A 24150-nucleotide genomic window follows, 5' to 3' on the forward strand; every position below is an offset into this window, starting at 1 on the left:
TCTGAAAACCCCGGCTATTGTACCTTCGCCGGCGATTATCACAAGCTCGGCCACCGGCCTGGCAACCGTGGCCCGGCGACTCACATGGCCTGCAACTGCTCCACCATCAGTTGCAGGCTGCGGTTGCCGCGAAACTCATTCACATCCAGCTTATAGGCGAGGCGCACCTTGCGCACAGTCGCATCCGGCCAGAGGTTAAGATCGACGTTGAAGGCGATGCCATCGAGCATCAGGCTGCCACACTCGGTTTCCAGCACCAGCTTCAGATGGCGCTCGCCCACCAGGCGCTGCTGCACCAGGGTGAAATAGCCGTCAAACAAGGGCTCTTCGAACGCCTGGCCCCAGGGCCCGGCGCCGCGCAGCAGCTCCGCGGTTTCCAGGGTCAAGAGCTCCGCGGGGAGCTCGCCGTCCGACAACAGCTGCCCCGTGAGCTGCTCCGGCTGCAACAGCTCATGGGTCGCCTTGTCGAAGGCGGCGGCGAACTCGTCGAAGCGCGCCTGCTTGAGCGACAGTCCCGCCGCCATGGCATGGCCGCCGAACTTGAGGATCAGCCCCGGATGACGGCCGTTGATCAGCTCCAACAGGTCGCGCATATGCAAGCCCTTGATGGAGCGCGCCGAGCCCTTGATCTCGCCGTTGCCGGCATCGGCGAAGGCGATCACCGGCCTGTGGTACCTGTCCTTGATGCGTGACGCCAGTATGCCTATCACCCCCTGATGCCAGTCACTCTGGAATAGGGCTATGGCCCAAGGCAACTCGGCCTCGTCCAGGCCCTTGCTCCCCAGATTGAGGCTCTCCAGGCGCTTGAGCGCCTCCTGTTGCATGCCGGTTTCCAGCTCGCGGCGCTCGGCGTTGAGGCCGTCGAGCTCGGCCGCCATGCGCCTAGCCAGCATGATATCTTCACACAAGAGTGTCTCAACCCCGAGCGCCATCTCATCCAGGCGCCCGGCGGCATTGAGCCTGGGGCCGACGGCGAAGCCGAAATCGGCGGCCACCATGCGCTCAGGGCTGCGTTTGGCGACGTCCAGCAGGGCGGTGATCCCAACACGGCAGCGTCCGGCACGCACCCGCTGCAGACCGGCTTCGACCAGGATACGGTTGTTGGCATCGAGCGACACCACATCGGCGACAGTCCCCAGGGCGACTATGTCCAGCAATTGTCCCAAGTTGGGCTCGGCCAGGCCCTTGAGGCGATACCAGTCACGCCGCCTGAGTTCGGCCCGCAGGCCGGACATGAGGTAGAAAGCGACCCCGACACCGGCGATGGACTTGCTGGCAAACTGACAGCCGGGTTGGTTAGGGTTCACTATGGCGTCGGCGCCCGGCAACTCTGCGCCCGGCAGATGGTGATCCGTTATCACCACCTGCATGCCGAAGGCCTTGGCGGCGGCCACGCCTTCCAGGGAGGAGATACCATTATCCACTGTGATCAACAGCTCGGCGCCCTTCTCCTTGGCGACCGCGACTATCTCGGGACTGAGGCCATAGCCATAATCGAAGCGGTTGGGGATCAGATAATCCACCCTGGTCGCGCCCATCATGGCCAGCGCCAGCATGCAGACACTGGTGGAGGTGGCGCCGTCGGCATCGAAGTCGCCGACGATGAGAATGGCTTTCTCGGCGGCGATGGCATCGGCCAAGATCACCGCGGCCTCGGCCAGGCCCTTCATGGTCTCTGGCCTGAGCAAGCGCGTCAGGGTCAGCTGGCAATCCTCGGCAGCGACACCGCGGCGGGCGAACAGTTGTTTGAGCAAGGGGGGAATATCTGACGGCAGATGGCTATCGTCCATCTGGGGGCGGCGAACTATCTCGTGAATCACTGTGGCTGGGTCCCTCTGGCTGAAGATGGCGGCGGTAACGGCGCAAAAGCATAACAAAAAAGGTGAGCCATGGCTCACCTTCCCGGAACTGAATGCTGCTTATTTGTTGGCTTCCAGCGCCTCGAACAAGGCCTTGGGAGGCAGATAGCCGGCGAGCATGCTGCCGTCTTCGAGTATGATGGCCGGAGTGCCATTGATGCCGAAGGTGACCCCCAGCTTATATTGCTCGTCGATGCGCGCGTCGCACTTGTTCGACTGGAGCTTCTCACCCGCCTTGGCCTGTGTCATGGCCAGTTTCGGATCTTTGGCACACCAGACGGCCTGCATCTCATCGGCGTTGGCTGAAGGCACGCCGGCACGGGGGAATGCAATGTAACGCACTGTAATGCCGAGCTTATTATAGTCGGCCATTTGTTTATGCAACTTACGACAATAGCCACAGCTGGTATCGGTAAACACTGTCACTACATGCTTTTCATCGGCGGCCTTGTAGACCAGCATATTGTCTTCGAATGGCTTGAGCATTTCCAGGCGTGGCCCGGCCGATGCCAGCTCTGTCAGGTTCTTCATCCCCTGATCTATGTCGTATAAATTACCATGAAACAGCTTAGAGCCATCCTTGCTGATGTAGAGCACCCCTCTGTTGGTCAGGGCTTCATACAAACCTGTGATGGGGGAGTCCTTCATGGACAAGACTTGGAGATTAAGCTGTTCGCTCAGCTTCTGCTTGATGGCATCCGTGTCCTGGGACAGGGTATTGCCGGCCGCACCGGCCAAAGGTGTCAGCAAGAGGGCGCAGAGCAGAGATAATGTTCGGGTCAACTTCATTGGATATCCTATGTGTTTATGGGTCTAACACTTTGCCTATGCATACCAGACCCTCTCTTAGCTGAAAAACTTACAGCCTGAAGGCCGGGAAAGCAAATTTATGCTGTAACTAAATCCTTCCCCATGCTGCATTTAAGCCGGCCGTCATTAGCCCCTGGGATGATGTTCGCTATGCAATTCCTGCAAGCGCGCCCGGGCAACATGGGTATAGATCTGGGTGGTCGAAAGATCGCTGTGGCCCAAGAGCAGCTGCACCACCCGCAAATCGGCGCCATGATTGAGCAAATGGGTGGCGAACGCATGCCTGAGGGTATGAGGCGACAATTGGGTGTCTATGCCGGCCCGCAGGGCATAGAGCTTGATGCGATGCCAGAAGGTCTGTCTGGTCATCATCTGTCCCCGGAGCGAGGGAAACACCACGTCGCTCTGCTTATGGCCGAGCAGCTCGGCACGGGCAAATTTAAAATAGCCCTCGATCTCGGCTACCGCCATCTCCCCCATGGGGACCAGGCGCTCCTTGCCGCCCTTGCCGACGATACGCACCAGTCCCTGACGCAGACTGAGTTGCTCCATGGTGAGGCTGACCAATTCTGTTACCCTCAGGCCGGTGGCATAGAGGAGTTCCAGCATGGCCTTGTCGCGGCACTCCAGCGGGTCCCCGCCGTCCGGTTCGGCCAGCAGGCTATCTATCTGGGCCTCGCTGAGCGAACCCGGCAGCTTGCGGGCCAACTTGGGGGATTCGAGCCGGGCGGTGGGATCCAGGCTTATCTCATGGCGCAGCAATAAGAAACCATAGAAGCGCCGCAGGCTGCTGAGCAATCTGGCACTGCTGCTGCGGGCCGCCCCTTGCTCTACCCTGTGCGCCAAATAGCTCCGCAGCTGCTCCTGGCCGACCTCAACCAGCCGATAACCCCGCTGTTGCTGAAAGCGGTCGAAATGACGCAGATCCGTGCGGTAGGCGGCCAGGGTATTGTCACTCAAGCCTTTAACCGACCAGAGGTCATCGACGAACACATCTATCCAGGGATCGGCACAATAAACGCTCACTGCTACCTCATGACTTTCCCGAGCAGAAGAACTCGGGCATAAAACAAATACAGGACGCAAGCCTGTGGCTTACATCCCGTATCCTTAGTTTATCTCACCGACTCGCGTCAATTCACACCGTGATGGCACTCGCTCGCGGGCGGATGAACAGACAGGCCAACATGGTCAGTACCGTAGGCAATAACCAGGCCATGCCTTCGGCATGCAGTGGCAACTCGGCCGTCAGACGTTCTATGTAGAGCAGCACATCGACCAGGAAGGCCAACAGACCGTTGCTGGGTTCCAGCGTCTGCAATACCTCACGGGTCAAGCCGGCGGCATGCAGGCCATCGAGAATGCCGAAGAATAACGCCACGCTCAACACCAAACGGTGAGAGAACTCGGGGCGCTTGAAAGAGGAGGTCAGGAATGTCAGCACCACCAAGGCGATGGCAACCGGATATATGGTCAGGAGCACGGGTATGCTGATGCTGATTAGCTGGCTCAGGCCTATGTTGGCCACGGTGGCACAGATGGCACTCAGCAAGAACACCCATGACTTGTAGCTCATCACCGGCAATAACTCGTCGAAGAACTCGGAACAGGCTGTCACCAGGCCGACAGCCGTGGTCAGACAGGCCAGGGTGACCACAGTCGACAACATCACAGTGCCTAAGGCGCCAAATTCATGGGTCACATAATTGGTCAGTATCTGGCCACCATTCTCGGCACCCTGGGCGATATCGCCGGCGGTCGCGCCGAGGAAGAAGAGCGATACATACACGAATGCCAGACCGGCGGCGGCGATGAACGCGGCACGCACCAGGTACTTGGTCTGCAAGGCAGGCTCGGTGATCCCCTTCTTGCGCACTATGTCGATGATCAACATGCCAAACATCAGAGACGCCAGGGTGTCCATGGTGTTATAACCTTCGAGTATCCCCTTGGTCAGCGGGCTGTTGCGGTAATCGCCGACCGCCTGGCCAACCTCTGATCCCGGCAGGAAGATCACGGATATCGCCAAGGCAACCAACAGTGTAATAAGGATAGGCGTCAATACCTTGCCGACGTTATCGAGCAATTTCCCCGGAAACATGGCCAACAGCATGGTCAGGGTAAAGAAGCCCAGAGTATAAAGTAATTGCGTCAACTTAAGCTCGACCGAGCCCAGCATGATGATCGCCTCGGTATTTTCTATGAAAGGCCGGGCACCTATCTCATAGGCCACCAGGCCTGTCCTTGGGGCGGCGAAGGCCGGGCCTATGATGATGTAGATGGCGATGGCCAAGGCAGTTGCGGCGAAGGCCGGCAGCATGACCATGACTTTGCCATTGGCCTTGGCGACGGCAATCAGGCCTGTGAGGGGCAAGCCCACGGCAGTGACCAGGAAACCCAACATGGCCAGCGGCATATTCTCACCGGCAAGCATACCGGCGAACGGTGGGAAAATCAGGTTACCAGCCCCCAGAAAAAAGGCGAAGGTCATGAAGCCTAAGCCCAGGGTGTCTGTAATACTCATCTGCTTGTTTTGCACTCTCTGCCCCATTTGTTGTCTTTTTGTTTCTACAAACTAAGTGATTCCGCCGGGATTAGCTACAGTTCCAGGCTATCGATTTTCGACTGTAAAATAACAATTACAGCTAAACGCAGTTAATTTAAGCTAGTGATGACAAATTTATCGCCAAACAAGCGGGGTAAAAACGCGGTCAGTGTTAGAAATCCTACTTTGAGGGCCTTTTTGGCTTAAACAGGCCCTAACTCGGGCAGAACTAATATCAGAGATAGCCAGCCAAGGCAAGCCGGCACGGCCTGGAATAGGGAAACAGCCTGCATTTAGACGCATTTTTTCAACCTTGTCGCTACAACCCCATTAAAGTTCGCGCTTTAAGTGCAAAACTGCAACCAGGTGACCCCGCGGCAAGCCCCGCCGCCCCCGGCAGATCGGACCAGAAACAGCCCCATCCAGGCCCATGTTCGGCAGACTGGCGCCAAAAATGAGTTACAATCGCCCCATCAATAACCCCGAATGCACTCAGATGGGCTTCAGCTTCAAACAATTTCACATCGACGACGCCGGTTGCGGCATGCCGGTCAGCACGGATGGCGTGCTGTTGGGCGCCTGGGCGCCGCTCACCCGGGCCAGGCATATCCTGGATATAGGGGCCGGCAGCGGCCTGTTGAGCCTGATGGCCGCCCAGCGCACCCACGAGCAGGCACGGCCTCAGGCACAAATAGTAGCGGTCGAATTGGATGAGGCCGCCGCCCTTGCCTGCCGTCATAATTTCGCCAACAGCCCATGGCCCGACAGACTGAGTCTGCATCACACCAGCATCCAGGACTATAGCGAGCGCCATCCCGGGTCACCCAGGGGACAAGAGCCGGCGTTATTCGAGCACATCATCTGCAATCCGCCCTACTTCGAGTCGGGCCTGCTCTCGGGCAATCCGGCCAGAGCCAACGCCCGGCATACGGAGCGGCTGAGTTTCGCCGCCCTGCTGAGCGCCATCACCCGGTTGTTGCATCCGTCCGGCTCGGTCAGCCTGATCTTGCCCCTGGCCGGCCTGCCGCGGCTAATGCCATTGCTGGCCCAGACTGGCCTGGTTCTGCGCGAGTTGCAGCCGGTAGCCAGTGTCGAAACCAAGGCGCCGCAGCGCGGTTTATTGCTGTTACAGAAGGCTCAGACGCCCCAGGCGAGCATGAATGCCTGCATGACTCACCCTGTGCTGACGGTGCGCGACCGCCATGGCCACTATTCCCCGGCCATGGCGGCGCTGACACGGGACTTTTACCTGAAACTCTGATGTCGCCGGCACTCGGCAGTCACAGGGCAGGCCTCCCCGCGCCAGGCCCTGCGGCCCAGGCTCGGCTAATGGCGCCATAAGCAGATAAGTTATTTAAGTTAGCCGCCATAAGCTTTATAATGCTGCGCTATTATCCGTCGAGACGCCGCGCATGCTATTTGAAGATTTCCAGCTTGACCCTAGCTTATTAGAGTCACTCAAGGCCATGGGGCACCACACCCCCACCAAGATCCAGCAACAAACCATTCCTCTGGCCATGGAGCAAAGGGATATCCTGGCGCGCGCCCCGACAGGCACAGGCAAGACGGCCAGCTTCCTGCTGCCGGCCTTGCAACATCTGATCGATTTCCCTCGGCGTTTCCCGGGACAGGCAAGGGTATTGGTGCTCACGCCGACCCGTGAACTGGCCAGCCAAATTCACAGGTATGCCTGCCATCTGGCAACCGACTTAGATCTGGACATAGGCATAGTCACGGGCGGCGTCCCCTATGGTCCACAGGAAGAGACCCTGGCGGGCAATGTGGATATTCTGGTGGCGACCCCTGGCCGTTTGCTGGAATACCTGGACAAAGACAAATTCGATGCCACCGAAGTCGACATCCTGGTGATAGATGAAGCCGACCGCATGCTGGACATGGGGTTCTCTTCCGTGGTGAACACCATCGCCATCGAGGCCCAGGGCCGTAAGCAGAATATGTTGTTCTCGGCCACCCTGGAAGGCGGCGGTGTGCAACGTTTTGCCCGCGACCTGCTGAAGGATCCCGCCATCATAGATGTGGACTCACCCCGCAGCGAGAAGGCCAAGATCCACCAGTGGATCCACCTGGCCGATGACAAGAACCACAAATTCCAGCTGTTATGCCATCTGCTCAATCAGGAAGAAGTCAAGCGCGCCATAGTGTTCGTCAAGACCCGCGAGCAGGTCAGCAGCCTCGAAGGCCTGTTGCTCAAGGCAGGGATCCCCTGCGCCTTCATGCGCGGCGACATGGAACAGAAGAAACGCTTCCAGGCCCTGGGACGCTTCACCAAGGGTGAGGTCAAAGTCTTGTTGGCGACCGATGTCGCGGCCCGCGGCATAGATGTCGACGACATCACCCATGTGATCAACTTCGACATGCCAAGATCGGCCGATACCTATATTCACCGCATAGGCCGTACCGGCCGTGCCGGCGCCAAGGGCACGGCCATCTCCCTGGCCGAGGCCCATGATATGCGCATCGTGGGCAAGATAGAGCGCTACATGGAACAACCCCTGAAACGCCGTGTCATCGAAGAGCTGCGTCCCAGGAATAAAGAAGCCAAGGTACCAGGCAAGAAAAAGCCCAATGCCAAGGCGGCGGCCAAGAAAGCCAAGAAGAAATAGCCCAATTTAAATGTGTTTAAAAAAGCCGCAACAGCGGCTTTTTTTATCTCTTTGATATTTATTGGGTTAGTTTTATGTTTTGCCCGGGAGACAGGATAAATAGCACAAATGCCGGCTGAAATTCGCCTTTCCTCTCCCTAAGCCTCGAAATATTATTTTTGGATACATTTTATTTACAAAAAGACGTTTATCGACCGGCCCGTCTCTGGTAATTTAGGCGGCCTAAGTGACTTGCATGGATGTATAGCGAAAAATGATGAAAACGATCCTGCGGAGAGCCTCTCCTTTCCTGATAGTAATAGTGTTTCTGGCCCTGGCTGCGATCCTGATGAGCACCAAGGAAGCCCCGGAGCAGAAACCCGATGCGGCCCCAGTGCCTATTATCGATGTGACCAGCGTGCAGCAAAGGAATATGTCGCTGAGCCTGTCTTCCTACGGTGTGGTCAATCCCAAATACAAGACCCAACTGGTCACCGAAGTTCAGGGACGCATGTTGAGCATCGCCGATACCTTCGTCGCCGGTGGCATAGTCCATAAAGGCGAACAACTGGCGCAGATAGAACCCTCTGATTATCAAGCCGATCTGATCCAAGCCCAGGCAAGCCTGGCACAGGCACAGGCGGCGCTGAACGAAGAGAAGGCCCGCGGTGAAGTCGCCAAGATTGAGTTTAAGGGCTACGACAAGGGCCTGCCGCCGGAGCTGGGGCTGCGCATACCCCAGCTGAAAAAAGAGCAGGCCAACGTCAAATACGCCGAAGCCGCACTGGCCAGGGCCCAGCGCAACCTGGATCGCACCGTCATTCGGGCGCCTTTCGATGGCATCATCAAGGCGCGCAACATAGACCTGGGGCAATACGTGACCCTGGGCACCAATCTGGGTGAATTATACGGCACCAGCATAGCCGAGATCCGTCTGCCACTGGCCAATGACGAGCTCGCCTATCTGGAGTCCGTGGATAACCCCAACACCCAAGTGACCCTGAGCGCCTCTCTTGCGGGCGAAAACGTCAGCTGGGAAGGCCGGGTCGTGCGCAGCGAAGGGGTGATAGATGCGGACAACCGCATGGTTTATCTGGTCGCCGAAGTCCAGGACCCCTACCTGCGCAGCGCCAAGGCCCCTGGGCAGTTGCCGTTGAAATTCGGCAGTTTCGTCAGCGCCGAGATAGAGGGCCGCAGCCTGGAGGCCATAGTCGCACTGCCGCGCCACATAGTGCGCAATGAGCATGTCGCCGTGGTCAGCGACAAGAACATCATAGAGATGCGTCATGTCAACGTGGTGCATACAGATCTGGAGCTGGCCTATATCAAGGGCAGCCTGGCCGATGGCGAGCGGGTTTCCCTGACCAACCTCAACAACATGGCTGACGGCCAACTGGTTAAGGTGGTGGGTGAAGACAAGACTTCAGACCAGGATCCGCTCGACGAGCCGGCGGCGCCGACACTGATGGCAGCAGGTGATAAATAATGGATACCCAGAAAGGATTGATCTCCTGGTTTACCCGCAACAGCGTGGCAGCCAACCTGCTGATGGTGATACTGATCGTCGGTGGCCTCTTCAGTGCCGCACGGATCAACAAGGAAATTTTTCCTACCTTCGAACTCAACTATTTGAATATCTCGGTCGCCTATCCGGGCGCCGCCCCTCAGGAGATTGAAGAAGGGATCAACATCAAGATAGAAGAGGCCATTCAGGACATAGACGGCATCAAGAAGGTCACCTCGGTTGCCAGCGAAGGCGTGGGGTCGGTCACCATAGAGGTGGAAGACGGCCATGACGTGCAGCAGGTGCTGGACGAGGCCAAGCTCAGAATCGATGCCATCTCTACCTTCCCGGTTAACATAGAAAAACCCAACATCTATCAGATTAAACCGGAAAACAATGTGATCTGGGTGTCCGTGTACGGCGACCAGAGCCCACATGACATGAAGGAGCTGGCCAAGACGGTGCGCGACGAGATCGCCGCCTTGCCCGCGGTCACCAAGGCCCAGGTCGCAGGGGTGCGTGATTATGAGATAGGCATAGAAGTCTCGGAAGATAAGCTCAGAGAGTATGGGATCAGCTTCGAGCAGGTGGCGCTGGCGGTGCGGAACTCCTCGCTCGATCTGCCCGGCGGCTCCATCCGCTCCCAGGACGGCGACATACTGCTGCGCACCAAGGGACAGGCCTATACGGGTGACGATTTTGCCAACATAGTCGTCAGCACCCGCCGCGATGGCGGCCGCATCATGCTGCCCCAAGTGGCGAACATCAAGGATGGTTTCGAGGAGCGCCTGGGATACACCCGCTTCAACGGTCAACCCGCCGCCATCATAGAGATCCTCAGCGTCGACGATCAAAACGCGCTGGACATCTCAGAACAGGTCAAAGACTATGTGGCCAAACGCCAGGATAGCCTGCCCACAGGTGCCAAGCTGGATACCTGGGGCGATCTGACCCATTACCTCAAGGGCCGTTTGAACATGATGTTATCCAACATGTTCTATGGCGCCCTGCTGGTCTTCCTGATCTTGGCCTTATTCCTGGATCTCAAGCTGGCCTTCTGGGTCATGATGGGCCTTCCCGTCTGCTTCCTGGGCACCATGCTCCTGATGCCGATCGAACCTTTCTCCATGTCCATCAACATGCTCACCCTGTTCGCCTTCATCCTGGTGTTGGGGATAGTGGTCGACGACGCCATCGTCATAGGCGAGAGTGCCTACAGCGAGGTCGAACACCATGGGCACTCGATAGACAATGTGATCCGCGGCGCCAAGAAAGTTGCCATGCCCGCCACCTTCGGGGTGTTGACGACCATAGCCGCCTTCATACCCATGTTGATGGTACCGGGTCCCATGGGCATCATCTGGAAATCCATCGGCCTTATCGTCATCCTCTGCCTGGCCTTTTCCCTGGTAGAGTCCAAGCTGATCCTGCCGGCGCATCTGGCCCATATGAAGCTCAGAAAGTCCTCGGGTCCCAAGGGGTTCTTCGGCCGCAACAAGGCCAAATTTAACGAGCAATTCCAGTATTTCATTCACAACAAGTACCGGCACTTCCTCGAGCGTTGCATCCAGCATAGATACAATGTCATCGCAGGCTTCATTGGGGTATTGATCCTCTCCATAGCACTGGTGGCCAGCGGCAAGGTGCGTTGGGTCTTCTTCCCCGATATCCCCTCGGACTTTATCCAGGTCAGACTGGAAATGGATGAAGGCAGTTCGGAGCAGAACACCCTCAAAGCGGTACAGAGCATAGAAGATGCCCTGTATGCCATGAACGACAAGATGGAAAAAGACCATGGCTATCCTGTGGTAAAGAGCAGCTTCATCGACATGAGTTCACGCACAGGTGCCTTCATCTTTGCCGAACTGACCAAGGGCGAAGACAGGGACGTGGACGGGGTGACTATCTCGGCCGCCTGGCGTGAACAGCTGCCAGAGCTGGTCGCAGTCAAGAAGTTGAATATCAATGCCAGTACCAACGACACAGGCGGCGACATCTCCTTCAGACTGACGTCGAGCGATCTGGAGCAATTGTCCCTGGCCACCAAGGAACTCAAGCAAAAGCTCGCCAGCTATGAAGGGGTGTATGACATCGCCGACAACTTCTCCTCCGGCAGCCATGAGATCCGCCTCAAGATCCGCCCCGAGGCCGAGGCCCTGGGCTTGACCCTGTCGGATCTCGCCCGTCAGGTCCGCTACGGCTTCTATGGTTATGAGGCCCAGCGCATCCTGCGGAACAAGGAAGAAGTCAAGGTGATGGTGCGCTATCCACTGGAGCAGCGCCGCACTGTAGGTTATCTGGAAAACATGCAGATCCGCACCCCTGCCGGGGTGGCCGTGCCTTTCTCCAGCGTGGCCGAGATAGAGATGGGTGAATCTTACTCCTCTATCACCCGGGTAGATGGTCGCAGGGCGATCAGCATCAGTGCCAGCGCCAACAAGAACAAGGTCGAACCGTCGAAGATAGTGGCCGAAATTCAAAAAGATTTTCTGCCTATGCTGATGCAGAAATATCCCAAAATTTCCACCACCCTGGATGGCAACAGCCAGGATGAGCAAAATGCCTTGGTGGGCCTGATGCAAGGCTTCTTCTTCGCCATGTTCACCATCTATGCGCTGATGGCGATCCCGCTGAAATCCTACAGTCAGCCCTTGATCATCATGTCCGTCATCCCCTTCGGCATGATAGGCGCGCTGTTCGGCCACTTACTGCTGGGACTGTCCATGAGCATACTCAGCCTATGCGGCATAGTGGCGCTGGCGGGAGTGGTGGTGAATGACTCGCTGATCTTGGTGGACTTCGTCAACCGGGCCAGGGCGCAAGGCTTGTCGATCAAGGCGGCGGCGATAGATTCGGGTTGCTACCGCTTCCGGGCGATCATCCTGACCTCACTGACCACCTTCGTCGGCCTGGTGCCCATCATATTGGAACGCAGCCTGCAGGCGCAGATAGTCATCCCCATGGCCACCTCCTTGGCCTTCGGTATCCTCTTCTCGACCGTGGTGACCCTGATCCTGGTGCCCCTGCTGTATATAGTTCTCGACGATATCAAGCGCTTCAGCCGTCGCTTCTTCACCTGGTGGTGGCAACCCAGGGCGGAGGCAGCTCTCGAGGAGCCGACCCCGCCCCAAACGGAGCGTTAATCTCGACAGAGGCGAGATCAGAAAGGGCTTAAGCTGTCGGCTTAAGCCCTTTTCGTTGCTGCCCTGCAGGGATCGCCGGGTTCAAACGCACTTATCAAGTAACCCACTGCAGCCGGCCGCCCATCTGCACCCAAGTCCGGCCTAAGCCGGAGCTTGGTGCTCCCGGCAAATCAACTCGATGGCATCACCCGGCAAGAGTTCCCGGGTCAAGCCACAGAAAGGCTGGCCATCCCTGTGCTGATGAAAACGGCAACTGCTGCAGATGCCGAAGCTCTTGCGGCTCTCCTGTTGCTGTATCTGGGTCAGCAGCTCATGCAACAAGGCGGTCAATTGTTGCTCGGCTTCGGCGCCTAACTGCGCCAAGGCATTCTCCAGCACCTGCAGTGTGGCCAGCCGCTGTATCAGCGCCAGGCCTGTCTGTGTGGGCCTTAAATGCACTATGCGCTTATCCTTAGGATCCAAGCGTTTAACCAGCCATTGCCGCTCTTCCAACGCCTTGAGAGACTGAGACACTGTGCCCTTGGTCAGCCCCAGGTATTCTGTCACCCCGGTTACCGTATCCGAGTAATGATTGCAGATGCTCAGATAGCGCAGCGCACTCAGCTGCACCGCCGGCACGGTAGACACTTGGACATCATCTCTTTGCCAACTGCGTAACAGGCTGTTGAGCCGTTCCACGTAATCAAAAAAAGTCGGCGTCATTCCCAGCTCATCAAAGTTACCTCTATTTCTTGCAGTATACATTGACATAGTGTCGATACGAAACTATTATCTCGAACACCAAATAAATGGTATCGAATCGAAACCAAGCTGAATTAAGCTAAATGACAATGCCATCCAAGGAGACTGGAATGAAAGTTCAGGTATTTGACACACATGTAAAAACCCAGGCCGGCCACTACTTGCATTTTGATGTACTGATGGAGCCGAAAAATGCAGCCCAGGCCAATTTCTACGCTCAGCGCTTCTTACAGCAACAGGGCATAGACGCCGCCGATATACAGCAACAGAGCTGCAATTTTTGCCATAACGAAATCGCCACCCCAGAGGTGATGGCCGCCATCGATGCCGATGAGCATTTCATTCTCAAACTGCAAGGCTGTTAATTCACGCCACACTGAGACGCCAATATGACCCCAGCCATTATTGCCTGCGATCTGCATGATCATGTCGAGATCATCTGTATGAGACGCTACCCGATTCGGGTCCAGCGGATGGACGGCAGCCAGATATGCGGCACGGCCTTTAACACCCGCACCGGCGCTGGTGAAGAATATTTACAATTGCATGCGGCCGGGGACCTGCTCGAGGTACCACTGCAACTAATTGAACATATTGAAGTATTGGACTCAAGTGCGCCACTGACAACACTCTGGCTGCAGCCGCGGCAGTAAACATCCATCACCCCAACCTATCACCAATAACGAGGTTAACCATGAAAAAACTTATGCTGAGTATGCTCATAGCTTTAGGCAGTTCACAGGCCATGGCCCACGGTCCCGGCGGTATTCACGCCGAGAAATCTGATACCCAGGCCGCTTTCGATCTGGTGCATACCCGGGTATTCAAAGACGGCACCCATCTGGTATTTGAACAGATAGTAACAGGCATGGCCGGGGCCGATAAACCCAAGAGCAATGGCAAGAAGTTCGCCACCGCCGATGTCTTCAGTTACGTCTGGCCTACGGCTCTGGACTCGGAAGTCATAGGCTTCGAGGGTAAGAAAGGCATAGTCGCCCTGGCGCTGACGGCCCATCCGGACTTCGATGACACCCCCTTATATGATGAGAATAACGACGGCAATCTGACCAATGACGGGGATGACTGGCACGCCCATTGGGTGGTATTGACCCCGGATGAGGCCTGTGGCCCCAAAGGGCTAAAAGTCAGGGATATTCCCGCAGGCGAAACCCCCAAGGTCCCCAAGACCTGGCCTGGCGCCCCCATATACATAGATTCACCCGGCTATGATTTCAGCCTCAAGCAGAACACGGTCGCCATCAGGGTTCCCTTGAAAGAAGTGGGTTTCCCGACGGATTTCAACTACGACGGCGTGACCGCAGCCTTGAAAATCAATGCCAACCTGCATAATCCACTCCTGTGTGTAGTGAATGTCTATGATATCGCTTCCGGTGACCTGTCTCTGCCCGGACGTTGGTCCAACCCCTAAGGTCTGGTGCCGGGTTTAAGCCTGGCTACACTCACCCGCTGACATTCCCGGGTAACGACAAAGGGTGAAACCAGGCTGGCCCGGTTTCACTCTTGCTCGGATCAATGCGGCAAAAATTAAGCCACATAAGCTTTCCAGGTTAGCAATTTGTAACACCCTGTGCCGCCACATATCTTCGTGCTATCATGGCGCCTCCTTAGAACTGCAGCCCTATCCCTTACATGTTGAACAGAAACTCAGACCTACATTCGTTAAAACCTCTGCTCATCGCCGCCCAAGGGATCCACTGGTCGCATCAACGCCTGTTGGCCGTTGCCAGCCAGCTGTCCATGCTGATCATCGCCATGATCATACTCACCAACCTGGCAATCACCTTGGGTGAACGCCGGCTACAGGAAGAGTGGGCGACCCAAAGATACAGCGAGCTGCAGACCGTCGGCACCCTGATCGCCGACAAGGTGGCCTTCCAGCAGTTTCGTACCCAGATGTTTGCCAAGAGTGAAGCCCTGCAGCAATATCTGCAGCAAGGGGATGAAGCGAACCAGAACAAGCTGCTCGGCACCTGGGAACCCCTGGTGCAGAATATCCCTGAGTTATTGGGCATTGCCCTGTTCGATCCCCAAGGCAATTACCGTTTTTCCACCGGCCCCATCTTCAGCACAGAATCCCTGCCGCCTTCGCTGCTCGGCGGTGCCCGCAACATGGGCGGCAATGAGATCTATACCTCGCCCCTGGAGTTCACCCCCATAGCCGGCCTGCTCGAACCCTATATGTACCAGCTGGCCTGGCTGGAAAACCCGGATCAGAGCATCAAGGGCTATCTGGTGACCTACATTTCCATGCTGCAAATGCTGGAGGCGATCAAACCCGCCTTCTCGAGCAACAAGTCCCCGATGATCATGCTCGACACCCAGGGAGTCCTCTATGCCGGCGCAGAGCAACTGGATCCCATGCCACGCCTGCCGGAAACCTTGGGCGCCAGCCTGAAACAGAGTTACCCCAGCCTGTGGCGCAACATGTCGATGAGCAACTTCGGCCAGTTCCATGGCGAGGATGCCACCTTCGTGTATCTGAAGGTCGAGCTCACCACCCAGTATGAAACCAAACGGGAGTATTTTTTACTCTCTTACATACGCAACAGCGACATAGCCACCCGCTTCGCCCAGTGGCAGAATCTGCTCCTCATGGCCTCGGTAGCCCTGACCTTGTTGGCCGCGGCCGCCATACTGCTGACCCATATGTATCGCCTGGAACAAAGATCACGCCAGTACAGCATTGCCCTGGCCAACAAGCTGTTCAGCAGCGACATCGGCTACCTGATAGTCAATGACAATGCCAGGGTGATAAGCGCCAATGCCAAGGCCGCCAGCGCCACCCTGCTGCCATTGGACGAACTGACGGACAGGAGCATACAGCGCACCCTGCATCTGGACGATGCCACCTATGCCATGTTGCTGGAACAGGTCTACAGCACGGGGGAATGGCGTGGCCAAATCAACCTCGAGGCCATTGGCGGCGCCATCCTCAGGACGGTGATCCGGCCGGCCCCCAATTCCAACAAGCGTGCGCCCCATCTGTTGATCACCCTGGAAGATATCAGCGAGCTGAGCAGCTGCCAGAAGGAAGCCTTCCTGAGCCGGTTGCTATGCAACAATGCGGTCGCCGCGGCACTCACGGACGCCAGCGGCAAGCTGATCATGACCAATGACGTCTTCGATACCCAAATGCAGCTCAACGGTGAGTTGGATCACAACCTGGCGACCCTGCTGGATAATGATCTCAGCAATCAATGGCCAAGGATCACCCAGCAGATCACTATGCAGGGTAAATGGCAGGGGCAGATCCTCTGTTCCGCCAACCACAGACACTCGGCCTGTCTGCAGGCCACCCTCCAGGGCCATATGGACAGTGACGGTGAGGTGCAGTACATAGTCTGCACCCTGGAACAGGCGACCCAGCGCAACAGGATAAAAGAGGCCGGCGAGCTTATCCCCCACCGCAGCACCATCTTCCTCAACCTGGAGGATCTGGAGCGCTACTTCCGGTCGCTGCCGCCCCAGAGCCGCAATCAATCCAGCCTGCTGCTGGTCGACATCAACCCAGAGGGCATGTTGAGCCATATGAGCGACATAGGCCAACTCGAAACCCGCCAGCAGGAAGTCGAAATGCGCCTGTTGCTGGAGCTGCCCAGCAGCTATCAGATGTCCCATTATCAACTGGGCAAGCTGGTCCTGATCTTGCCCGACACGGATGCGACCCAGGCCCATAAATTCGCCAGCGAGATACTCGACACCCTCAATGAGAATGGGTTAGGCGAAGGGATCTGCATAGGCATCGCCGGCTATCAGCCGGAGCAGAGTCTGGAGGCCTATCTGAGCAATGCCGAGGTGGCACTCAAGCGCGCCAAGCAGACGGGCAATCAGAATATCTGTCAGGCCTTTACCAGGCAAAAACCCCAGGCCTAACCCGGGCCCCAGGCCCTGGGGAGATCACTTGGCGTCGCCGCTCCCATCTATGGCGCTGATATGGCCCGGCAGGTCGCTCTCGCTGATATCCACGATCGCCGACCGGTTCATGGTGATCTTGTAACGGGCGAATTGCGGCTCCCCCTTGGCTTCGCGCAGCATCACTATCAGGTTGATCTGGTACCTGCGCTCCACCGACTCATTGCTTATCCTGCCCTCGACTTCCTTGTAAATCTTCGCCTTACCCCGCTCCAGATAGCGGGCAAAGGGCACCAGGCTGAAGCTGACCTGCTCTTGCATGGAGGAATAACCGGCCTGGAATTCGTTCTGGGTCACCTTGGTCGAGATGCCATAATGCAGGATCTCGACATCCAGCTTATTCTGGCTATGTCTCTGTTTGAGTATCTCGGCCACCGCCTTGGGTATTTTCTGGGGACGCATGAATTCGAGCCACACCAACTGCCTGGCGATCACCGCCTGGCTGTTGGTGTCCCTCAGGATCCGGCTCCAGCGCGGCCGGCCACGCTGGATGAAGCGCCATAGGGCGTTACGGACATCGTCCTTGAAGATCTCCCTGAAGCCGTAGATCACCGCCAGCGACAGCACCAGGGCTATGGTTAGGCCGCTGAATACCCCCTGGGCCTTGATGATCAACGCAGACACCACCAACATCACCAAGCCGGTCGCCAGGCCGGTCGTGAATTTCTTCAACCCGACACCCAGCGGCTTCAACTCCTCTTTCAACACCACCCCTTGCTGAATAAGGCGTCTGAGCAGCAGCATCTTGTTGGAGATCCTGTTGGGATCTTGCTTGGTTTGCACCGAGTTATAACGCCGCTCCTCTTCCCTGTAGTTATGCTCGGCGCGGCATAGCTGCAGCACGGCATCGCTTATCTCGGCAAATTCACTGCTCCTGGGGGCGTGCGCCAACAGCTTGAGCAAGCGCTGTTCACAGAACCAGGAGAGGTAATTGTCGGCATTCTCGAAATAGGATTTCCACTTGGGATCCCCCGGCTCGTTGCGGCGAAACTTGCGCAACAACACACTCACCTGCTCCCGCAACTCATCCAGCGCCTGATAGAAGCTCGCCGTCTCCGTCAGCTGCTCCAGCGCCTTGCCGTCGGTTTCGACTGCGACCGCGAACTGATAGGCAAACAGGTTGAGGTACAAGCGGAACTCTTCGACCGTGCGCCGATTCAAGCTGGCAAAACGGCTCTGCACCAGGGGCAGATGCAGGCCATCGGAAAAATACGAGCGGCGCCCGACAATGGCACTGTGGTAATACTCCTCTTCATTGAGCGTATTGACCCCTATGCCCATTTCCTTGGGTAAGAAGAAATAGAGATCCAGCCGCCGCTGCTCCCCAATGCCCATGAGATGGCTGAACTTGATTGAGAGTGCTTCTTCCTGCTTGATATTGATCTTAGACACTATGACCTTTCACACACTGAATAAATAAAGATAGCCGCGAATAGCCGAACCCGGCCCCTGTCGGCAGACACTTGTTCGCGCCGGCAGACGCCACTGCGCCAGGCTGGAGCTGGCGCGCCATGAGCTCGGGCTGGAACCCCAGTACTCAGACAGGCATGAGTTAAAACAGAAAGTTCACTGTATGATCATAGTCTTGGCTGCGGCTCTTGGCTAACCATCTTACGCTAGCCGGGCAGTCGGTGCCATGCCCGGCTTAAACCCACAGCGCAGCTGCCCCCCAATAACTTATGAGCACCCGGATGTATGAGTACCTGGATACATGTGTACCTGAATAACACAGGCGACCGACATCGCGCCTCAATGAAATGTGGCCGCATTCAACCAGAGATGCACCAGGATGCTGGCGACATAACCCAAGGCGATCACCGGGGTCCACTTGAGGTGGGAGATGAAGGTGTAGCTGTCCCGCGCCTGCCCCATCAATGCCACCCCGGCCGCACTGCCGATAGACAGCAGGCTGCCGCCCACCCCGGCAGTCAGGGTAACCAATAACCACTGTCCCAGTACCATATCCGGTTCCATGGTCAGCACGGCAAACATCACGGGAATGTTATCGACAATCGACGACAAGAGGCCGATGGCGACATTGGCATAGGTCACGTCCCAATGGCTGTACATGGCTGCGGAAAGCAGGCTGAGATACCCCATGAAGCCCAGGCCGCCGACGCAGAGCACCACGCCATAGAAGAAGAGCAGGGTATCCCACTCGGCTCTGGCGATGCGGCCGAACACATCGAAGGGGGCCACATTGCCCAGTTGCCCCCGGGACTTGCCATTATTTTCCCGCTCGGCGCACTCACGTGCCCTGGCAACGTCCAGGGCAAAGGTTTTACGCAGATAAAACCCAAAAAACTGCAACAGCCCCAAGCCTGCCATCATCCCCAGCACAGGCGGCATCCCCAGCAGGGAATGGCCGCAGACGGCTATGCCTATGGTGAGGATGAACAACAAGACCACCCGCTTGGCGCCGCGCTTGGTGACCACGGCTTCCGTCGCCGCCTTGGGCACCTTGACACCAATGAAACAGCTCATGATCGAGGCGGGTACCAGGAAATTGACCAAGGAGGGAATGAACAAGTCGAAAAATTGGCCGAAACTCACCATCTCCTTCTGCCATACCATCAGGGTGGTAATATCGCCGAAGGGGCTGAAGGCGCCGCCGGCGTTGGCCGCCACCACTATGTTGATACAGGCCAGGGTAATGAATTGACGCTCCTTGCCCCCGACCTTCATCACCACGGCGCCCATCAACAGGGCCGTGGTGAGGTTATCGGCCACCGGCGAGATGAAGAAGGCCATGCCGCCGGTTAACCAGAACACGGCCCGTAAACTGAAGCCCAAGCCGGCCATCCAAGCGCGCAATGCATCGAATAGCTGGCGCTCTTCCATGGCATTGATATAGGTCATGGCCACCAACAAGAAGAGCAAGAGTTCGGCGTATTCGAGCAGATTATGCTTGAACGCCATTTCCGCCAGCTCTGGCATGCCCTGCTGCGTGTAGGCATAACCTATCACGCCCCAAATGATACCGGCCGCCACCAGTACGGGCTTGGACTTGCGCAGATGCAGCAATTCCTCTCCCATCACCAGCAGGTAGGCCAGCACAAAGACCCCTACCGCCAAATAACCTGCCCAGTTTGCGGTGAGCACCAGAGGCTGTAATGCTGTCGCGGCGTTGCCGGCAAAGGCCGGCGCCGAGAAGAGCCCCATGGTGACCAGGCTCAGTCCAGGAAGACAGGCAACAGGCTTGAGCTCAGGCAGGCGTGATAAGTGCATAGTCTTTTATCTCCATAGGCGGCTACCCTGAAATTACCACAGCAATGGCGACAACTATATTGATAAATCTCAACTTATCTTAGCTTAACTCTCGGCCTAACTCTCGGCCTAACACCCGACCAGAGTCGCGACATAGAGACAGAGGCGGCGTTGGCATCCATGCCATTAAGGACATAAAAAAGGCGCCATCAGGCGCCTGTCGAGAACCGGGTTCAGACTCAGAATGAATACAGCAGGGTCATGTTGGTCTCAGTGTCCGTGCTCTTCTTGTCGTCCAGCGGCTCGCTGTTGTAGCGCACTATCACGGCAAACTTCATCGCCAGCGCGCCTATCAGGTTGGCCGTCAAGGCGGTTTCCGAACGGGCATCCAGCTTATCGCCATAGTCGGCGACGAACCTCTGTTGGAACTTGGCGTTGTCGCTGATTTCAGTCTCGTAGCTCACCACGCCGTGGGCGACGATGCTGGTTTCACTGTCATAACCCAAGGTTTCGGCCTGCTCGCTGTCCAGGTTCTGATAGATGACACCCGGACCGATTTCGCCATCGAGGAAACTTGTGGCCGTCTCGAAGAACCTGTGACCGTAACCTGTGGCACCCGTGAGCTTGTAGTCATAACCTGTGAAAGGATCGACTTCATAGTTGACGTTGGCAAACAGGTAGTTTACATCGCTCAATTTATAGTTGCCCTGGGCGCCCAAGAAGTAACGCTTGGCGGTGACTTCGTTGGTGTCTTCCTTGTAGAGGCCTTCCAGCAGGTACTGGTTTTCCCAGTTACCCAGCTCATGCTTCAGGTTCAAGCGGCCCTTCACAGAGGAAGTCTCGGTGTTTCCCGTCGTCAGGGTCGCACCCAGCTCGGCTTCACCGGCAAAGGTCTTGTCCCCGGCAATAAAATCGGCCCCTGCATGCGCGGCAAAAGGCAGCGCCATGGAGATGGCTGCCGCAATTAGCAGTTTCTTCATTAGTTATTCCGTCCTGTTTACGTCCAATCAGATCCCAAAAAATCGGCGGCAATCTTAACATCCGAAGCGAAAAAATGAAAATATGCGGCAAAAATAACCAATTGGCGTATCAACTGCCCTGGGCTTTCGCACTGTGACACCAGTGATATCCCGGCTCCCGATCACAGTGAGCCCCAGAGGAGTCGACTCAAACTTCCCAATTTCAGAAGGCTGCAACTGCAACCATGCCATATCTGGTGTTTCGGTTTGGCAACCGCTTTCAAGCAATAGTTGTTGCAGTCGCCACTGTTTCCCCTAGTACTTGAATCGGAATCAATACTTTACTTAACAGCAACTTGTGATAACGTAGCTTGCATGGAAGCTACGTACAAATGCGTATGCACACTATCCATACACACTCTTAAGGTGTTAACGGATCAAAATTTAAAAGGAACATTAATGAATATCATCGCAAAATTTGTTCACCTGTTACTCTGGTTATCCGTCGTTTTTTCCCCGACACTAGTTGGTGTCATTACCGGCATAGTTTTAAAATTCAATTTTACAGGTCAAACAAGTGAGCTGGCACTGCCAGTTTGTGCGGGAATTGGTTTTGCTTTGGGTGCTGTTTGGGCAGAACGTATTCGCAACACAATAGGACTATCGGCATTTTTTGGCCGTCTCATTGGACATCGCGATATTGATGGCATGCCAAAGCAACGCTGCTAACAATAGAATTAACTGGATTGATGTCATAAATGCATGGCAGGTATGGCATTGATTCACATTACAAAAACAAGCTGTCACGGCTTGCAGAAGAACAGGACAGGCACAACTCCCATTGGGTTATCGTCAGAATTAAAAACAGATTATAAGGACAGCCCAAACACTTTTTCCCGGTAATGAAACATCCTGAACAGAGTCCGTCATTCACAGGTCAAAGGCTAGCAAACACATCAAAGGTAAGCTTGTCGGGGGCTTAGGTGGCAAGCCTCGACAGGCAAAGGGGGATACCTCACAGCCTAGTCAGACAGGTGCAAAAAGATTTGGATGTCCCATCTTTCGTTAGAAATGAAAGAAATTCCATATGAAGAGTTTATAGTGTTGGAGAGCATTGATGAGTTTGATTTTAGGGTTGAAAGCGTTCAATCTATATTATGCCCATTATAACCATGTTCAAAATATGCATTATAAGTAAACACTTGTATTAAATCATCTGGTATCAGGACGAGATGCGGACGTTTTTTAAACAAAATTAGGTTATTTAACGAGCTTCTGTAGTTCGTTAAATCTTCATAGCTAGGATGGTTTATTGTCCTTTTGCTTGCAGGTCAAACGTAGAGTTTAAAAAGTAAGCACTCATGCGGTTGCCCTGTATCTAGTATAGAATTGAATTAGTGAAGGTGTATGAGTATGTTTTTGGGGAAACAGAATTTCAAGTATTCTAAATTTGAGAGGATTGGTTATGCGGTGGTAGCTTTTTTATTACTCGCTTTACTTAATTACATTTTCATCGATGAAATTAGCCGTTTTGCCAATGAATTTTTGAGTGTTTTTTTGCAGCCTAAAGAAAAAGACTTGAGTTATGGTTACTTTTTTTCTTTAATGGTTTGTTGTTTAGCTAGTTTACTTTCATACCATTACCCTAGGTTTATCCATGCGACTTTATTAATTTTTCCTCTTGTAGTTATTAGTAATTAGCGCCAAGACACTATTAATTATTATATAATAACTTGCGATCTTTAGAATAAATTAGTAGCTCAGATCGCTTTAGCTTAGGTATAGGCATTGGACACTATAAGTGTCATATATGGACGATCCCGATAGTGCAAGGAAATATCTCCCTGCCGCACAGGTATTTTCCGGTGCGCTGGTTAACATCTGCTCCCGAGGCCTGTTGTGCCTGACTCATGGGTCACGGGGTAGCAAACACATCAAAGGTAAGGTTGTCGTTGATTAAGAGGATTAAGATGGCTAATGCGTCAAAGATTGAGTGCACAAGCACCCTTCGGACACAGTGATTACTCACCTGGCAGAAGGGCATAGTTTGAGGGTCAATCAACTGGCGACGGGCTGTGGTCATGGCAAGCCTCGGCAGGCAAAAGGGAATAACTCAAAGCCTGGTCAGACGGGCCCAAAAACGCAAAAAGGTTTGGATGTCCCATCTTTATTAAGATAGTCGCTTTGCAAGCGACGAAAGTCGTGGGGGGTCGCCCCCACACCCGACCTAGAGGGGATCTACAGCAATCCCCTCTAGGAACTCCCATGCCGCCCCTGACGAAGCGGAAAGCCCCTTCGGGTTTATGATGAAAATTGGCTAACGCGCCAGACGCTCATCCCTGATTCGACTGGCGCTGCTTCGGCATCCATGCCTCGCCACACCATTTTCACCAACACCCTCGGCCGCTCCGATGGGGTAAGGAACAGGTGCAATCTGCAAGTGAAGTGCGAGACCAGTCACAAGTCTTTTGCTTTATTCAAGTCCGCTAAACAGATCGTAGTTCTTCTCATCTTCAATTGGCTCTATGTGACTGAAGTATAACTTTGGACGTCTAGCTGCAATCCTTCCCTTTTCATCCAATCGGCTAACAGTTCCGTAAAGACGACATCTTAAAAATAAAATAGGTTTGAATGGAATAATACTGCCAGATTCGGGATAAGAAGTGATTATGTGGTCTTGGTACTTAAACCCCATGGAGTTTGAAGTTTTGTTTTCTCTGGTAGTGTTCATAATTCTGTGTCATTTCATTAAACTACGACAAAAAGAGATGACACATGACCAAACCAACTTTCGATATGGAAGCCGCTATTCAGGCTTTGCGTGATGGTAAAGACCTGACCGGTAA

General features: G+C 55.2%; 18 protein-coding genes. 10 read left to right on the top strand and 8 right to left on the bottom strand.

Annotated features, from left to right (window positions below; genetic code table 11):
- Window positions 1-80: 80 nt before the first annotated feature.
- From recJ to brnQ, 4 genes are all read right to left on the bottom strand, one after another.
- Window positions 81-1820: a single-stranded-DNA-specific exonuclease RecJ gene (gene recJ / locus HC757_RS15070; protein ID WP_169565226.1), complete on the bottom strand. Its 1740-nt coding sequence runs from the start codon at window positions 1818-1820 to the stop codon at window positions 81-83.
- Between the two features lie 99 nt (window positions 1821-1919).
- Window positions 1920-2648, bottom strand: coding sequence for a bifunctional protein-disulfide isomerase/oxidoreductase DsbC (gene dsbC, locus HC757_RS15075; protein WP_169565203.1), 729 nt, complete (start codon window positions 2646-2648; stop codon window positions 1920-1922).
- Between the two features lie 147 nt (window positions 2649-2795).
- On the bottom strand, window positions 2796-3695 hold the full coding sequence (gene xerD, locus HC757_RS15080; protein WP_169565204.1) for a site-specific tyrosine recombinase XerD: 900 nt from the start codon (window positions 3693-3695) through the stop codon (window positions 2796-2798).
- A gap of 112 nt (window positions 3696-3807) precedes the next feature.
- Window positions 3808-5220, bottom strand: a complete 1413-nt coding sequence (gene brnQ, locus HC757_RS15085; RefSeq protein ID WP_169565205.1) for a branched-chain amino acid transport system II carrier protein — start codon at window positions 5218-5220, stop codon at window positions 3808-3810.
- A 490-nt stretch (window positions 5221-5710) separates the two neighbouring features.
- Here brnQ and HC757_RS15090 point away from each other — a divergent pair, with 490 nt between their 5' ends.
- The 4 genes from HC757_RS15090 (at window position 5711) to HC757_RS15105 (ending at window position 12464) form a co-directional block, all read left to right on the top strand.
- Complete coding sequence (locus tag HC757_RS15090) at window positions 5711-6475, top strand: tRNA1(Val) (adenine(37)-N6)-methyltransferase (protein ID WP_169565227.1); 765 nt, start codon at window positions 5711-5713, stop codon at window positions 6473-6475.
- 151 nt (window positions 6476-6626) lie between these two features.
- Window positions 6627-7838 (top strand): ATP-dependent RNA helicase SrmB, encoded by a 1212-nt coding sequence (gene srmB, locus HC757_RS15095; protein WP_169565206.1) that lies wholly within the window; start codon window positions 6627-6629, stop codon window positions 7836-7838.
- A 253-nt stretch (window positions 7839-8091) separates the two neighbouring features.
- Window positions 8092-9303, top strand: coding sequence for an efflux RND transporter periplasmic adaptor subunit (locus tag HC757_RS15100; RefSeq protein ID WP_169565207.1), 1212 nt, complete (start codon window positions 8092-8094; stop codon window positions 9301-9303).
- Window positions 9303-12464 (top strand): efflux RND transporter permease subunit, encoded by a 3162-nt coding sequence (locus HC757_RS15105; RefSeq protein ID WP_169565208.1) that lies wholly within the window; start codon window positions 9303-9305, stop codon window positions 12462-12464. Before HC757_RS15100 ends, HC757_RS15105 begins: the two co-directional genes overlap by 1 nt.
- 141 nt (window positions 12465-12605) lie before the next feature.
- Here HC757_RS15105 and HC757_RS15110 read toward each other — a convergent pair whose 3' ends face one another.
- A complete protein-coding gene (locus HC757_RS15110) occupies window positions 12606-13166 on the bottom strand; it encodes a MarR family winged helix-turn-helix transcriptional regulator (RefSeq protein ID WP_169565209.1) in 561 nt (186 codons plus the stop codon).
- A 149-nt stretch (window positions 13167-13315) separates the two neighbouring features.
- Between HC757_RS15110 and HC757_RS15115 the strand changes: the two genes are divergently transcribed.
- The 4 genes from HC757_RS15115 (at window position 13316) to HC757_RS15130 (ending at window position 17099) form a co-directional block, all read left to right on the top strand.
- On the top strand, window positions 13316-13570 hold the full coding sequence (locus HC757_RS15115) for a DUF2024 family protein (protein WP_169565210.1): 255 nt from the start codon (window positions 13316-13318) through the stop codon (window positions 13568-13570).
- Between the two features lie 24 nt (window positions 13571-13594).
- Window positions 13595-13858: a Rho-binding antiterminator gene (locus HC757_RS15120; protein ID WP_169565211.1), complete on the top strand. Its 264-nt coding sequence runs from the start codon at window positions 13595-13597 to the stop codon at window positions 13856-13858.
- A 41-nt stretch (window positions 13859-13899) separates the two neighbouring features.
- Entirely contained in the window at window positions 13900-14634 is a 735-nt protein-coding gene (locus tag HC757_RS15125; RefSeq protein ID WP_169565212.1) for a hypothetical protein, read from the top strand.
- Between the two features lie 221 nt (window positions 14635-14855).
- A complete protein-coding gene (locus HC757_RS15130) occupies window positions 14856-17099 on the top strand; it encodes a PAS domain-containing protein (protein WP_169565213.1) in 2244 nt (747 codons plus the stop codon).
- A 24-nt stretch (window positions 17100-17123) separates the two neighbouring features.
- Here the strand turns inward: HC757_RS15130 and HC757_RS15135 are convergent, their stop codons facing one another.
- The 3 genes from HC757_RS15135 to HC757_RS15145 all read right to left on the bottom strand — a co-directional run bounded on the left by HC757_RS15135 (window position 17124) and on the right by HC757_RS15145 (window position 21325).
- Window positions 17124-18530, bottom strand: coding sequence for a hypothetical protein (locus HC757_RS15135; protein WP_169565214.1), 1407 nt, complete (start codon window positions 18528-18530; stop codon window positions 17124-17126).
- A gap of 357 nt (window positions 18531-18887) precedes the next feature.
- Window positions 18888-20300 (bottom strand): sodium:proton antiporter NhaD, encoded by a 1413-nt coding sequence (gene nhaD / locus HC757_RS15140; RefSeq protein ID WP_169565228.1) that lies wholly within the window; start codon window positions 20298-20300, stop codon window positions 18888-18890.
- 284 nt (window positions 20301-20584) lie between these two features.
- Window positions 20585-21325: a DUF481 domain-containing protein gene (locus HC757_RS15145; protein ID WP_169565215.1), complete on the bottom strand. Its 741-nt coding sequence runs from the start codon at window positions 21323-21325 to the stop codon at window positions 20585-20587.
- 438 nt (window positions 21326-21763) lie between these two features.
- On the opposite strand from HC757_RS15145, the gene HC757_RS15150 reads away from it, so the two are divergent.
- Together HC757_RS15150 and HC757_RS15155 are read left to right on the top strand one after the other, a co-directional pair.
- Window positions 21764-22033, top strand: a complete 270-nt coding sequence (locus tag HC757_RS15150) for a hypothetical protein (RefSeq protein ID WP_169565216.1) — start codon at window positions 21764-21766, stop codon at window positions 22031-22033.
- A gap of 678 nt (window positions 22034-22711) precedes the next feature.
- Window positions 22712-23005 carry a hypothetical protein gene (locus HC757_RS15155; RefSeq protein ID WP_169565217.1) on the top strand — a complete coding sequence of 98 codons (294 nt, stop codon included), beginning with the start codon at window positions 22712-22714 and terminating at the stop codon, window positions 23003-23005.
- The last annotated feature ends 1145 nt before the right edge of the window (window positions 23006-24150 follow it).

Source organism: Shewanella salipaludis (assembly GCF_012911865.1).
GTDB lineage: Bacteria > Pseudomonadota > Gammaproteobacteria > Enterobacterales > Shewanellaceae > Shewanella > Shewanella salipaludis.